The organism is Pseudomonas algeriensis (assembly GCF_048847255.1).
Classification (GTDB): domain Bacteria; phylum Pseudomonadota; class Gammaproteobacteria; order Pseudomonadales; family Pseudomonadaceae; genus Aquipseudomonas.
Window position 1 is genome coordinate 63464 of the sequence record NZ_JBKKRK010000008.1, and the last position, 12408, is coordinate 75871.

12 protein-coding genes are annotated in these 12408 nt (G+C 61.3%); 4 read left to right on the forward strand and 8 right to left on the reverse strand.

Annotated elements, in window-relative coordinates; translation table 11 throughout:
* Positions 1 to 3 precede the first annotated feature (3 nt).
* Genes ACLK1G_RS14140 through ACLK1G_RS14150 form a run of 3 tightly spaced genes read left to right on the forward strand, consistent with a single transcriptional unit; the run spans position 4 to position 2602 of the window.
* Positions 4 to 1083, forward strand: coding sequence for a COX15/CtaA family protein (locus tag ACLK1G_RS14140; protein WP_420765986.1), 1080 nt, complete (start codon positions 4 to 6; stop codon positions 1081 to 1083).
* Complete coding sequence (gene cyoE / locus ACLK1G_RS14145) at positions 1071 to 1970, forward strand: heme o synthase (RefSeq protein ID WP_420765987.1); 900 nt, start codon at positions 1071 to 1073, stop codon at positions 1968 to 1970. Before ACLK1G_RS14140 ends, cyoE begins: the two co-directional genes overlap by 13 nt.
* On the forward strand, positions 1967 to 2602 hold the full coding sequence (locus ACLK1G_RS14150; RefSeq protein WP_420765988.1) for an SCO family protein: 636 nt from the start codon (positions 1967 to 1969) through the stop codon (positions 2600 to 2602). The genes cyoE and ACLK1G_RS14150 overlap by 4 nt, the downstream gene beginning before the upstream one ends.
* A 264-nt stretch (positions 2603 to 2866) precedes the next feature.
* Here the strand turns inward: ACLK1G_RS14150 and ACLK1G_RS14155 are convergent, their stop codons facing one another.
* The 8 genes from ACLK1G_RS14155 to def form a co-directional block, all read right to left on the reverse strand.
* A complete protein-coding gene (locus ACLK1G_RS14155; RefSeq protein ID WP_420765989.1) occupies positions 2867 to 5059 on the reverse strand; it encodes a TonB-dependent receptor in 2193 nt (730 codons plus the stop codon).
* Positions 5060 to 5231: 172 nt separating this feature from the next.
* The gene (locus ACLK1G_RS14160) at positions 5232 to 5939 is read right to left on the reverse strand and encodes a DUF2459 domain-containing protein (protein WP_420765990.1); all 708 of its coding nucleotides are present in this window, start codon (positions 5937 to 5939) and stop codon (positions 5232 to 5234) included.
* Between the two features lie 61 nt (positions 5940 to 6000).
* On the reverse strand, positions 6001 to 6243 hold the full coding sequence (locus ACLK1G_RS14165; protein WP_420765991.1) for a hypothetical protein: 243 nt from the start codon (positions 6241 to 6243) through the stop codon (positions 6001 to 6003).
* 225 nt (positions 6244 to 6468) lie between these two features.
* Positions 6469 to 6780, reverse strand: coding sequence for a tetratricopeptide repeat protein (locus ACLK1G_RS14170; protein ID WP_420765992.1), 312 nt, complete (start codon positions 6778 to 6780; stop codon positions 6469 to 6471).
* Positions 6781 to 6956: 176 nt separating this feature from the next.
* The gene (gene trkA / locus ACLK1G_RS14175) at positions 6957 to 8330 is read right to left on the reverse strand and encodes a Trk system potassium transporter TrkA (RefSeq protein WP_420765993.1); all 1374 of its coding nucleotides are present in this window, start codon (positions 8328 to 8330) and stop codon (positions 6957 to 6959) included.
* 24 nt (positions 8331 to 8354) lie between these two features.
* The gene (gene rsmB / locus ACLK1G_RS14180; protein ID WP_420765994.1) at positions 8355 to 9665 is read right to left on the reverse strand and encodes a 16S rRNA (cytosine(967)-C(5))-methyltransferase RsmB; all 1311 of its coding nucleotides are present in this window, start codon (positions 9663 to 9665) and stop codon (positions 8355 to 8357) included.
* Positions 9662 to 10621, reverse strand: a complete 960-nt coding sequence (gene fmt / locus ACLK1G_RS14185) for a methionyl-tRNA formyltransferase (RefSeq protein ID WP_420765995.1) — start codon at positions 10619 to 10621, stop codon at positions 9662 to 9664. Before fmt ends, rsmB begins: the two co-directional genes overlap by 4 nt.
* Positions 10622 to 10692: 71 nt before the next feature.
* Entirely contained in the window at positions 10693 to 11199 is a 507-nt protein-coding gene (def, locus tag ACLK1G_RS14190; protein WP_053126951.1) for a peptide deformylase, read from the reverse strand.
* Positions 11200 to 11369: 170 nt separating this feature from the next.
* Here def and ACLK1G_RS14195 point away from each other — a divergent pair, with 170 nt between their 5' ends.
* Positions 11370 to 12395 (forward strand): LysM peptidoglycan-binding domain-containing protein, encoded by a 1026-nt coding sequence (locus ACLK1G_RS14195; protein WP_420765996.1) that lies wholly within the window; start codon positions 11370 to 11372, stop codon positions 12393 to 12395.
* Positions 12396 to 12408 lie beyond the last annotated feature (13 nt).

Sequence of the window (12408 nt, forward strand, 5' to 3'; positions counted from 1 at the left end):
GACATGGCCAAGCCTGGATTTCGCCTCGCGCTGTTCGCCACGTTGCTGGCATTGATTGTCGTACTGTTAGGCGCCTACACCCGCCTGACTCACGCCGGCCTCGGTTGCCCCGACTGGCCGGGTTGCTACGGATTCATCAGCGTACCCAAGGGCGAAGCCCAACTGGCCCATGCCGAATTGCATTTCCCCGACGCCCCGGTTGAGGCCCATAAAGGCTGGAACGAGATGGTCCACCGGTATTTCGCAGGTGCCTTGGCGCTGATGATTGCCGCGCTGGCCGCCCGGGCCTGGACGAACCGTCGTCACCCTGGCTTGCCATTGAAATTGCCACTGTTTCTCCTCGCCGTTGTGTTCGCGCAAGCGGCGTTCGGCATGTGGACCGTGACGTTGAAGCTCTGGCCGCAAGTGGTCACCGGTCATTTGCTGGGCGGGTTCGCGACGTTGAGCCTGTTGTTTCTGCTTACCCTGAGATTGTCCGGCGTGTTGCCGGCGCTGACCGTGCCCAAGCGCCTGCAACATTGGGCCACGGCCGGGCTGCTGCTGGTGATCGGCCAGATCGCCTTGGGCGGCTGGGTCAGTTCCAACTACGCCGCGGTGGCCTGCATCGACTTCCCCACCTGCCATGGTGAATGGATGCCGCCCGCCGATTTCGCCAACGGCTTTCACCTGACCCAGCACATCGGCCCGAACTACCTGGGCGGGCAACTGGACAGCGACGCCCGTACCGCCATCCATGTGACCCATCGCATCGGCGCGTTACTGGTGACTGTGGTGCTGCTTGGGCTGGCTTGGCAACTGAAGACGGTGGGCATGACCCGACTGGCGGGGCTGGTCCTCACCGCGCTGGTCGCGCAAATTACATTAGGTATAAGCAACGTCGTGTTTCATCTGCCGCTGCCGGTGGCCGTGGCCCACAATGCCGGGGGCGCCGCCCTGCTGCTGACCCTGGTGCTGGTCAACTATCACGCCCGCACCAGCCTGGTCCGGGTACGGCACCACGTCCCGCTGCGCTGGCGCTTCAATCCGCCCGAACACGGCGTCGCCCCCATTACGATTAAAGGAGAGATGCCATGGCAACCTTGACCGGTGAACGCCACAGCCAGGCGATCTGGCGCGATTACCTGGAGCTGACCAAGCCCAAAGTGGTGGTATTGATGCTGATCACCTCGCTGGTCGGCATGTTTCTCGCGACCCGCGCCGGAGTGCCGTGGACGGTCCTTGTATTCGGCAACCTGGGCATCGCGCTGTGCGCAGGTGGCGCGGCCGCGGTGAACCACGTGGTAGATCGGCGTATCGACGCGGTGATGGCCCGCACCCATAAGCGGCCGCTGGCCGAAGGGCGGGTCTCGCCCGCCGCTGCACTGACTTTCGCCCTGGCGCTGGCCGTCGCCGGGCAAGCCATGTTGCTGATCTTTACCAACCCACTGACCGCCTGGCTGACCCTCGCCTCGCTCCTCGGTTACGCCGTGATCTACACCGGCTTCCTCAAGCGGGCAACGCCGCAGAACATCGTCATTGGCGGCCTCGCCGGCGCCGCTCCGCCGCTGCTGGGCTGGGTGGCGGCCACCGGACACGTCAGCGCCGAACCGCTGTTGCTGGTGTTGATCATCTTCGCCTGGACACCACCGCACTTCTGGGCCCTGGCGATTCATCGCAAGGAGGAATACGCCAAGGCCGACATTCCGATGCTGCCGGTGACCCACGGCGAGCACTACACCAAGATCCATATCCTGCTGTACACCTTGGTGCTGCTGGCGGTGAGCCTGATGCCGTTCGTGATCCAGATGAGCGGGTTGATCTACCTGGTTTGTGCGCTAGTGCTGGGTGCCCGGTTTCTGCAATGGGCCGTGGTGTTGTACCGTGGCAGTCGGCCGCACGCGGCGATCAATACGTTCAAGTACTCTATTTGGTACTTGTTCCTGCTGTTCATCGCCCTGCTCGTTGATCACTACTTACTGTTGAGCCTATGACTCGAACCCAGAAAACCGTCTTCATCCTCGCGGCCGTGATCGCACTGATCCTCGGCCTGACCATCAACAAGGTGCTGTCCAGCAAAGGCCAGGGTGACCCGACCGCATTGATCGACGCCGGCATCATCCTGCTGCCGCAAAGCCGCAACCTGCCGGACGTGAAAATGACCGACCAGGACGGCCAGCCCGTGGCGATGGATGGGCTGAAAGACAAGTGGAGCCTGCTGTTCTTCGGCTACACCTTCTGCCCGGACATCTGCCCAACCACCCTCGCCCAACTGCGCCAGATCAAAAGCGAACTGCCGCCCGAGGCTGTGGCCAAGTTGCAGGTCGTATTGGTAAGCGTCGACCCGAACCGCGACACCCCTAAGCAACTCAAGCAATACCTGGGTTACTTCGACCCGCAGTTCAAAGGCCTCACCGCCGCCTCGGTGGAAGACCTGCAGAAACTGGCAAATGCGGTGAGCATCCCGTTCATCCCGGCGGACACTAGCAAACCCAACTACACCGTCGATCACAGCGGCAACCTTGCCGTGATTGGACCGGACGGCAAGCAACGCGGGTTTATTCGGGCGCCGTTGAATAATCAGAAGTTGGTGGCGCAGTTGCCGGAGATGCTTAAGCGCAAATGAAGCCAAGGCGAGGCCACTTGCTTCCTGATAATGCATCTCCCCGTGGCGAGGGAGCTTGCTCCCGCTCGGCCGGTCCGACGTCTCGGGCGCAGCAGTCGCAAAACCAGACGATGCGGTTTACCTGAAAAAATGCCGAAATCTGTGGGAGCAAAGCTTGCTCGCGATTGGGGCAGGTCTGTCGATACAGGTTTGGCGGGTCTCCACTATCCGAGCAAGCTTTGCTCCCATGGATGTCGCCAGGGACGCTCCACGTTCCGCTTCTGATCAGAAATCAATAGTCCCCGAAAACTTCACCAACCGCGGATCACCCTGCGAAAGATAGCCGCCGTTCGCCGAGGCCCAGTAGTTCTTGTCGGTAATGTTTTCCACATTGACGCGCAACGTCAGGTCTTTCTCTACGAATTTCATCTTATAACGTGCGCCCGCGTCGAACCGGTTCCAGGTCGGCAAAGTCAAGTTGTTAGCCTGATCCGCGTACTGCCCGCCCGTGCGCAACATCCTCGCGCTGAGCGCGGCGCCTTCGATGCCTGGGACATCCCAATCCACGCTGGCATTGAGCTGGAACGTTGGCACGCCAATGGCGTGGTTGCCATCGTTGAAACCGCCCGCAGTTTTTTTGAGTTCGGACGTCATTCGGGTGCCGCCGGCCATCAACCGGAGACCTTCGATGGGCTCGCCGAATACGCTGATCTCCAGCCCTTTGTTGACCTGCTCACCGTCACGCACATAGAGGTTCTGCGCGTTGTCGACGTAGCCATCGGAAGGTTTCTCGATACGGAAAACACCCACGTTGGCACCGAAGGTTTGCATGTCCAGCTTGATGCCCGCTTCCAACTGTTTTGTGCGGCCCGGGGGAAAGGCTTGGCCCAGGTTGGTGATGCCTGAACCGGACGCCACTGGCCCTTTTGCAAGGCCTTCGATTCGGTTGGCGTAGAGCGACACGCTCTCCACAGGCTTGTAGACAATGCCGTAGACAGGCGTGGTAACGGCTTCATCGTAGAGCGTGCTACGGCTGCCGTCGTTTGCTGGATTGGCTACACCGTTTGAGGTGGTGCCATCGTACTTATAGTTTTCGACACGCAACTGCTGACGACGGACACCATAAGTGACCAGCAATTTGTCATCGAACAAGCCCAACGTGTCGGAAATCGCTAGGCTACGGTTGCGGGTTTTGCCGGTCACCCCGGGATCGCCCATTTCACCGCCGGTGCTGGACACCGCGGTCGGCTTGGGTAGCGTTGGGGTGTCGTAGAGATTGCTGTTGCCGGTAACGGGACGATAGAAGGTGTAGGCGTTTTCCTGCTCGGTCCAGATCGTTGAGCCGCCGATCGCAACCTGGTGGGAAACAGGTCCCGTGTTGAAGCGCCCGTTCAGCCCGCCACTGAACGATGTGTTGTCTTCGTTGTGTGGAATTTCTGAGCCACCGATCGTCGCGACACCGTTATTGCCGACCAGCGTCGGTGTGGCGTATACCCCAGTTTCTCGGGTGTGCTTTACACCGCCAGCCAGGTAGGCGGTCCAGTTTTCGTTCAAGTCCCAATCGCCACGAACCATGCCGAAGGTGTCTTCGGTTTCGGAGTAAGTCCAGTCCTGTCCATAATTGTGACTCGCATCCGGAGCCGTGGGAATGCGCGTGGCGTTGCCGATGTTTACAGAGTTACGCAGTCCATTGATACGCTGTTTCTGGTACCCGAAATCGGTGGAAACGCGGAAGTCATCACCTCGATAGTCCAAGCCAGCAACGAACAACTTTGTGCGCTGATCCTGGTTGTCGATCGCTGTTTCACCTTCGCGCTGGCTCAGGTTCAACCTGGCGCCAAACCGATTGTCCTCGCCGAACCGCTGCCCGATATCCAAATGCTCGCCCATGCGGCCATCGGTGCTGATGTTCTGCGTATAGCGACGAGTCGCGACATCCTCCGCGCGCTTGGGCTGCAAATTGACACCGCCCCCAAGACCCGAACCCGTCGGGCTGACGCCGTTGATGAACGCGTTGGGCCCCTTGAACACCTCGACGCGCTCGATCGCATCCGTCGACAGAATTTGGCGCGGTAAAACACCGTACAGCCCGTTGTAGGAAATGTCGTCGCTAGCAAGCGGCAGGCCTCGAATCACGAACACCTGGGATTGGTTACCAAACCCATAGGACTGACGCACCGAAGGATCATTGAGCAGCACATCACCCACGTCTTCCGCTTGCTGATCTTCAATCAACTGCGAGGTGTAACTGGTCATCACGAACGGGACATCCATGTTGTCCTGATTGCCCAGCACCCCCATCTGGCCTCCCCTCGCCACCTGCCCCCCCGCATAGGGCGCCGATAGCGTGTTGGAATTGGTTTTAATCGCATCGGCAGTAACGTCGGTCACGCCCAATTCAATAGGCGCTGCCGCCTGGGCAAGAAAACTGACTGAGCAGCACGCAGCGAGCAACGTAAGGCGAGATGGAAATAGCATGAGTGAGTACCTGCGGGGAAACGGCCAATGCCGCTAATGCTAATGCTAATGATTCGCAGATAGATTATCTATACCAACCGACACGATGCTATAAAGATCTGGAAGCGGTTCTGTCGGCATCAAGCGCCTGAATCGCCACAGGGACTGGCTATCAGGAAGGGGAAATTTGCTCTCACTTCCACACGAGGGGGGATGTGTCGAACCGAACACCGAGCCCAACGCCGCCCACTGTGGGAGCGAGCCCGCAAAAAGTGCCGACCGCTGTCGCTCTGCGCAACTGCGACATGACGTTCCCCGCCGTAATCACCGCTACGGGCGACATTGGGCAGTTGCTCGCGGCCAGCGCCTCTGCGACCCAGGTATTGCAGGTATAAAAAAGCGAATAGTGACCCTCGGCCTGGTAGAACCGGCTCTCTCCATACAGGCCAGGCCCGAGCACCACCAAGGTGCCCGTCGCTGAGCGGGTGAAGGTCCCGGCCACGAACGCGAGCAGTCGTCGGTAGCCGTCCTCCGTCACCCGCACCTCGATGACCTCGCTTGCGGCGAAACGCCGCCTCGGGTCCCCGTCAATCTTGACCGCATGCAGCACGGTTGCCGTCGACCCGAACAAGGCTCCCAGGGCGAGGCTCAAGGTGGCTTGTGGGGCTCGGTAGAAATCCTCGTCACCCCAGCCGAACTCAACGAAGTCGCCTTCGCTGAATGCTTCGACCAGTGCGGGAAGCACTTGAAGCAGATCGGAGCGTGCAATCACCAACCCAGTATGCAGTCCATGATTCACCACATAGAAGGACCGCCAACCGCCACCCTCGCCCCTCGGCGGGTCCGACGCGCTAGCGCAGCCGAACAGCGTGAGGACCAGGGCCAGCACTGCAATGCGCATACACAGGACCACTTAAGGGAACGGATTTATTACCTGATATTAATCCATCCGCCATCCCCCCTCAGCCAACCTCCTCAAACCGCCGCCGCTTCATGAACAACCCCATCCCTATCACCACGGCAAAAACCGACAGCAATCCCAGATCAAACCCCAACACGCGGGTCTGACCTGCCACAAAGCAGCCAACCACACCCGCAGCCATCAACACCACGCCTAGCCACTTGCGCAGCAGATACGGTTTGAGGAATCGATCAAGCAGAAAGGACAACACCAAGGCAATGACCAATTGAGTAATTTCGGACATGTATGTCTCCGGTCAGGTCTTGGTGATCAGTATCGAGAGGGTGCGTTGGGGGCCGATGCTGAAGCAGTGAAAGCCTGTCAGTAAGCAGCCAGACAGATCGTGTTGGCTGCTTGATGGGCTGGTATTGAGAACGCGGTAGGCTTTTTTGTGAGTGCTGCGCACTGGAGCGCCAGCCCAGTCAAGCGGGAGCAAGCTCCCTTGCCACAAAAGCAGTTTTGTGTGGATTCAGGGCTGGCGATCCAGCTTCTTGAGGAACACGGTCATTTCTTTTTCAGCCTGTTTGTCGCCATGGGCCCGGGCGGCTTCCAGGCCTTGTTCCCAGGCTTGGCGGGCTGCGGCGGCGTCGCCTTGGCCTTGGTGGGCCTTGCCCAGTAGTTTCCAGGCTGCGGAGTACTTCGGGTCGAATTCAACGCAGCGTTGGAGGTGTTCGGCGGCGCGGGGGAACTCGCCTAGGACTAGGTAGCCTTTGCCAAGGCCGAAGCGGAGAAGGGCGTTGTCCATGCCCTTGGCGAGCATTTTTTCCAGGGAGTCGAGCATGGGGCGTCCTTATCTGTTGTGTCAGTGATGGATCTGCTGGGAGTTAGATAGCTTTCGCGAGCAGGCTCGCTCCCACAGTGGATCTCGGTCGATCACAATATTTGTGAACGACAGCGAACCCTTGTGGGAGCGAGCCTGCTCGCGATGAGGCCATGACTGCCACCGCACAGCCTGGATCAGAAGAAACTCAACCCCACATGGAACAGCTTCTCCACATCACGAATGTGCTTCTTATCTACCAGGAACAGGATCACATGGTCGCCGGTCTGGATCACGGTGTCGTCGTGGGCGATGAGGACTTCTTCGTCGCGGATGATGGCGCCGATGGTGGTGCCGGGTGGTAGGCCGATGTCGCGGATGGCTTTGCCGATGACTTTGCTGGACTTGGCGTCGCCGTGGGCGATGGCTTCGATGGCTTCGGCCGCGCCGCGGCGCAGGGAGTGGACGCTGACGATGTCGCCGCGGCGTACGTGGGCGAGCAAGGTGCCGATGGTTGCCAGTTGCGGGCTGATGGCGATGTCGATGTCGCCGCCCTGGATCAGGTCGACGTAGGCCGGGTTGTTGATGATGGTCATGACCTTCCTGGCCCCCAGGCGCTTGGCCAGGAGCGAGGACATGATGTTGGCTTCGTCGTCGTTGGTCAGGGCCAGGAAGATGTCGGCGTCGGCGATGTTTTCTTCCAGCAGCAGGTCGCGGTCGGAGGCGCTGCCCTGCAGCACCACGGTGCTGTCGAGGGTGTCGGAGAGGTAGCGGCAGCGTGCCGGGTTCATCTCGATGATCTTGACCTGGTAGCGGCTTTCGATGGCTTCGGCCAGGCGTTCGCCGATCTGGCCGCCGCCGGCGATGACGATGCGTTTGTAGTTTTCGTCGAGGCGGCGCATTTCGCTCATGACCGCGCGAATATTCGCTTTGGCGGCGATGAAGAAGACTTCGTCATCGGCTTCGATCACGGTGTCGCCCTGGGGCAGGATCGGCCGGTCACGGCGGAAAATCGCTGCCACGCGGGTCTCGACATTGGGCATGTGCTCGCGCAATTGGCGCAGTTGCTGGCCCACCAGCGGTCCGCCGTAATAGGCCTTGACCGCCACCAGTTGCGCCTTGCTCTCGGCAAAATCGATCACTTGCAGGGCACCGGGGTGTTCGATCAGGCGCTTGATGTAGTTGGTCACCACCTGCTCGGGGCTGATCAGCACGTCCACCGGGATCGCTTCGTTGTCGAACAGGTCGGCGCGGGTCAGGTAGGCCCCTTCGCGAACCCGGGCGATTTTGGTCGGGGTGTGAAACAACGTGTGGGCGACCTGGCAGGCGACCATGTTGGTTTCGTCGCTGTTGGTCACCGCCACCAGCATGTCGGCGTCGTCGGCGCCGGCCTGGCGCAATACCGTCGGCAAGGAGCCGCGCCCTTGTACCGTACGGATGTCGAGGCGGTCGCCGAGGTCGCGCAGGCGTTCGCCGTCGGTGTCGACCACGGTGATGTCGTTGGCCTCGCTGGCCAGGTGTTCCGCCAGCGAACCGCCAACCTGCCCTGCACCCAGGATGATGATTTTCATCCAGTCACTCCTATCGAATCGGTTTTAACCGCGTGCGGCGGCGATTTTGATCAGCTTGGCGTAATAGAACCCGTCGTGCCCGCCTTCCTGGGCCAACAACTGCCGGCCATGGGGCTGCTTGATGCCAGCCTGGGTGGCAATGTCCAGCTCACGGGCACCCGGCGTGCGAGCGAGGAATGCTTCGATCACTTCGGTGTTTTCCGTCGGCAAAGTCGAGCAGGTGGCGTAGAGCAGCATGCCGCCCACGTCCAGGGTCGACCACATGGCATCAAGCAGTTCGCCTTGCAACACAGCCAATGCGGCAATGTCGTCCGGCTGCCGGGTGAGCTTGATGTCCGGATGGCGACGGATCACGCCGGTGGCCGAGCAAGGCGCGTCCAACAGGATGCGCTGGAACGGCTTGCCGTCCCACCACGCAGCCGTGTCGCGACCGTCGGCGGCGAATAGTTCGGCGTCCAGGCCCAGGCGCTCAAGGTTTTCCTTCACTCGCACCAGGCGCTTGGCTTCCAGGTCAACGGCCACCACGCCGGCCAGTTTCGGCTCGGCCTCGAGGATGTGACAAGTCTTGCCACCCGGCGCGCAACAGGCGTCCAGCACCCGTTGGCCGGGCGCCAGCTCCAGCAGGTCGGCAGCCAATTGCGCGGCTTCGTCCTGGACGCTGATCCAGCCCTCGGCGAAGCCCGGCAGTGCACGCACATCGCCCGGGGTTTCCAGGACGATGCCGTCGCGGCTGTACTGGCACGGAATGGCCGGGATACCCGCCTCGCCCAGCAACGCCAGGTAGGCATCGCGTGTGTGGTGGCGACGGTTGACCCGCAGGATCATCGGCGGGTGGGCATTGTTGGCCGCGCAGATGGCTTCCCATTGCTCGGGCCAGAACGCCTTGAGGGATTTCTGCAACCAGCGCGGGTGGGCGGTGCGCACCACCGGGTCGTGTTCCAGTTCGGCCAGCAGGGTTTCGCTTTCGCGCTGGGCGCGGCGCAACACGGCGTTGAGCAGGGCCTTGGCCCAAGGCTTTTTCAGCTTGTCGGCGCAACCGACGGTTTCGCCGATGGCGGCGTGGGCCGGGACGCGGGTGTAGAGCAATTGATAGAGGCCCACCAGCAGCAGCGCTTCGACGTCGGCATCGGCGGCCTTGAAGGGCTTTTGCAACAGCTTCGCCGCGAGGGCCGAGAGGCGTGGCTGCCAACGGGCGGTGCCGAACGCCAGGTCCTGGGTGAAGCCGCGATCGCGGTCTTCGACCTTGTCCAGTTGGGTCGGCAGGGAACTGTTCAGCGAAGCTTTGCCGCTGAGGACGGCGGCAAGTGCCTTGGCGGCGGCCAGACGCGGGTTCATGAGGCGTCCGTCGCTTGGCCGAGGACGGTGCCGACAGCGAATTTCTCACGACGGCTGTTGAACAGGTCACTGAAATTCAGCGCCTTGCCGCCGGGCAGTTGCAGACGGGTCAGGCACAGTGCCTGCTCGCCACAGGCGACGATGAGGCCGTCCTTGCTGGCGCTGAGGATTTCTCCCGGTGCGCCCTGCCCTTCGGCGCAGCTGGCTGCCAGCACTTTCAGGGCTTCGCCGTTCAAGGTGCTGTGGCAGATCGGCCAAGGGTTGAAGGCGCGCACGAGGCGTTCCAGCTCAACGGCCGGGCGGCTCCAGTCGATGCGGGCTTCGTCCTTGTTCAGTTTGTGCGCGTAGGTGGCGAGGCTGTCGTCCTGCACGTCGCCTTCCAGCGTGCCGGCGGCCAGGCCTGCGATGGCCTGGACCACCGCTGGCGGGCCGATCAGCGCGAGGCGATCGTGCAGGCTGCCGCCGGTGTCTTCGGCGCTGATGGGGGTGCTGGCCTTGAGCAGCATCGGCCCGGTGTCCAGGCCGGCTTCCATGCGCATCACGGTCACGCCGCTCTCGGCATCGCCCGCTTCCACGGCACGCTGGATCGGTGCGGCACCGCGCCAGCGCGGCAGCAGCGAGGCGTGGCTGTTGATGCAACCCAGGCGCGGAATATCGAGCACCACTTGCGGCAGGATCAGGCCGTAGGCGACCACCACCATCAAGTCCGGTTTCAGTGCCGCCAATTCGGCTTGGGCCTGGGCGTCGCGCAGGGTCGGCGGCTGCAGCACCGTGATGCCGTGCTCCAGGGCCAGTTGCTTGACCGGGCTGGGCATCAGTTTTTGTCCGCGACCGGCAGGACGGTCCGGCTGGGTGTAGACCGCGACGATTTCGTGGGGGCTGGCCAGCAGGGCCTTGAGGTGTTCGGCGGCAAACTCGGGAGTGCCGGCAAAGACGATGCGCAGTGGCTCAGTCATGGAAAACTCTCAATTACAAAGCAGTCGCAAAAAGAAAAAGGCTTGCCGCGGCAAGCCTTTGAAGAGGGGCATCAAGCGTTCTGGCGATGGATCTTTTCCAGTTTTTTCTTGATCCGGTCACGCTTGAGATTTGACAGGTAATCGACGAACAACTTGCCGTTGAGGTGGTCGCATTCGTGCTGGATGCACACCGCCAGCAGGCCTTCGGCGATCAGCTCGTAAGGCTGGCCGTCACGGTCCAGGGCCTTGATCTTGACCTTCTGCGGACGGTCGACGTTTTCGTAGAAGCCCGGCACCGACAGGCAGCCTTCCTGGTACTGCTCCATCTCGTCGGTCAGGGTTTCGAACTCGGGGTTGATGAACACCCGCGGCTCGCTGCGGTCTTCGGAGAGGTCCATGACGACGATACGCTTGTGCACGTTGACCTGGGTCGCGGCGAGGCCGATGCCGGGCGCCTCATACATTGTTTCAAACATGTCATCGACCAACTGACGCACTTCGTCGTCCACTACGGCCACCGGTTTGGCGATAGTGCGCAGGCGCGGGTCCGGAAATTCGAGAATGTTCAAAATGGCCATAAGCTTGATAAATGCACGTGTGAAGTAAAGTCGGGTGGCTCGCCTGGCGTGTATCGGGATGCAGGCTACCGTTGTAAAACGTTGCTCTTTTGCAGAACAGCTCCGCAAGGTAGCGAGCCACGGGGGCTCTGGCGTTTTACGCGAACGCACATAATAAAGGGATTCACCGCATGAGGAAATCACTACTCGCCCTGCTGCTCCTGGCCTCGGCCGGTATCGCGCACGGGCAAGTGCAACTTCGGGAAGGTTTTCCACAGCAATACACCGTGGTCCAGGGGGACACGCTGTGGGACATTTCCGGCAAATACCTGCGCGAGCCCTGGAAATGGCCCGAACTCTGGCAGGCCAACCCACAGGTGCAAAACCCGAACCTGATCTACCCCGGCGACACCCTGTCGCTGGTCTACGTCAACGGCCAGCCACGGCTGACCCTTGATCGCGGCGCCTCCCGCGGCACCATCAAGCTGTCGCCTCGCATTCGCAGTTCACCGGTGGCTGACGCGATCCCGAGCATCCCGCTGCAGGCCATTAACAGTTTTTTGCTGAGCAACCGCATCGTCGACACGGCGGAAGATTTCAACAAGGCACCCTACGTCGTTGCAGGCGACGCCGAACGAGTGCTCAGCGGCACCGGCGACCGGATCTTCGCCCGCGGCGACTTCGACACGAGCCAGCCGGCCTATGGCATCTTCCGCCAGGGTAAGGTCTACACCGATCCCGAGACCAAGGAGTTTCTGGGCATCAATGCCGATGACATCGGCAGCGGTGAAATCGTTGCCACCGAAGGCGATGTCACGACACTGGCCCTGCGACGGACCACGCAAGAGGTACGCCTGGGCGATCGCCTGTTCAGCGGCGAAGAGCGCTCGATCAATTCGACTTTCATGCCCAGCGCGCCGAAATCGGACATCCAGGGGCTCATCCTCGACGTACCCCGTGGCGTAACGCAGATCGGCGCGATGGACGTGGTGACGCTGAACAAGGGGCGGCGCGACGGGCTGGTTGAGGGCAACGTTCTGGCCGTGATGAAGACCGGCGAAACCGTGCGTGACCGTATCACCGGTGCACCGGTGAAGATCCCGGACGAACGCGCCGGCCTGCTGATGGTATTCCGCACCTACGACAAACTCAGTTATGGCCTGGTGCTGTACGCCTCGCGATCGCTGGCGATACTCGACAAGGTGCGCAATCCGTAACGTGTCTCACAAG

Excerpts from the sequence above, each read along its gene's own strand:
- ACLK1G_RS14195 (WP_420765996.1), top strand. The coding sequence starts at position 11,370 with ATGAGGAAATCACTACTCGCCCTGCTGCTCCTGGCCTCGGCCGGTATC.
- ACLK1G_RS14140 (WP_420765986.1), top strand. The coding sequence starts at position 4 with ATGGCCAAGCCTGGATTTCGCCTCGCGCTGTTCGCCACGTTGCTGGCA.
- ACLK1G_RS14170 (WP_420765992.1), bottom strand. The coding sequence starts at position 6,780 with ATGCTCGACTCCCTGGAAAAAATGCTCGCCAAGGGCATGGACAACGCC.
- rsmB (WP_420765994.1), bottom strand. The coding sequence starts at position 9,665 with ATGAACCCGCGTCTGGCCGCCGCCAAGGCACTTGCCGCCGTCCTCAGC.
- def (WP_053126951.1), bottom strand. The coding sequence starts at position 11,199 with ATGGCCATTTTGAACATTCTCGAATTTCCGGACCCGCGCCTGCGCACT.
- ACLK1G_RS14150 (WP_420765988.1), top strand. The coding sequence starts at position 1,967 with ATGACTCGAACCCAGAAAACCGTCTTCATCCTCGCGGCCGTGATCGCA.
- fmt (WP_420765995.1), bottom strand. The coding sequence starts at position 10,621 with ATGACTGAGCCACTGCGCATCGTCTTTGCCGGCACTCCCGAGTTTGCC.
- ACLK1G_RS14160 (WP_420765990.1), bottom strand. The coding sequence starts at position 5,939 with ATGCGCATTGCAGTGCTGGCCCTGGTCCTCACGCTGTTCGGCTGCGCT.
- trkA (WP_420765993.1), bottom strand. The coding sequence starts at position 8,330 with ATGAAAATCATCATCCTGGGTGCAGGGCAGGTTGGCGGTTCGCTGGCG.
- ACLK1G_RS14155 (WP_420765989.1), bottom strand. The coding sequence starts at position 5,059 with ATGCTATTTCCATCTCGCCTTACGTTGCTCGCTGCGTGCTGCTCAGTC.
- cyoE (WP_420765987.1), top strand. The coding sequence starts at position 1,071 with ATGGCAACCTTGACCGGTGAACGCCACAGCCAGGCGATCTGGCGCGAT.
- ACLK1G_RS14165 (WP_420765991.1), bottom strand. The coding sequence starts at position 6,243 with ATGTCCGAAATTACTCAATTGGTCATTGCCTTGGTGTTGTCCTTTCTG.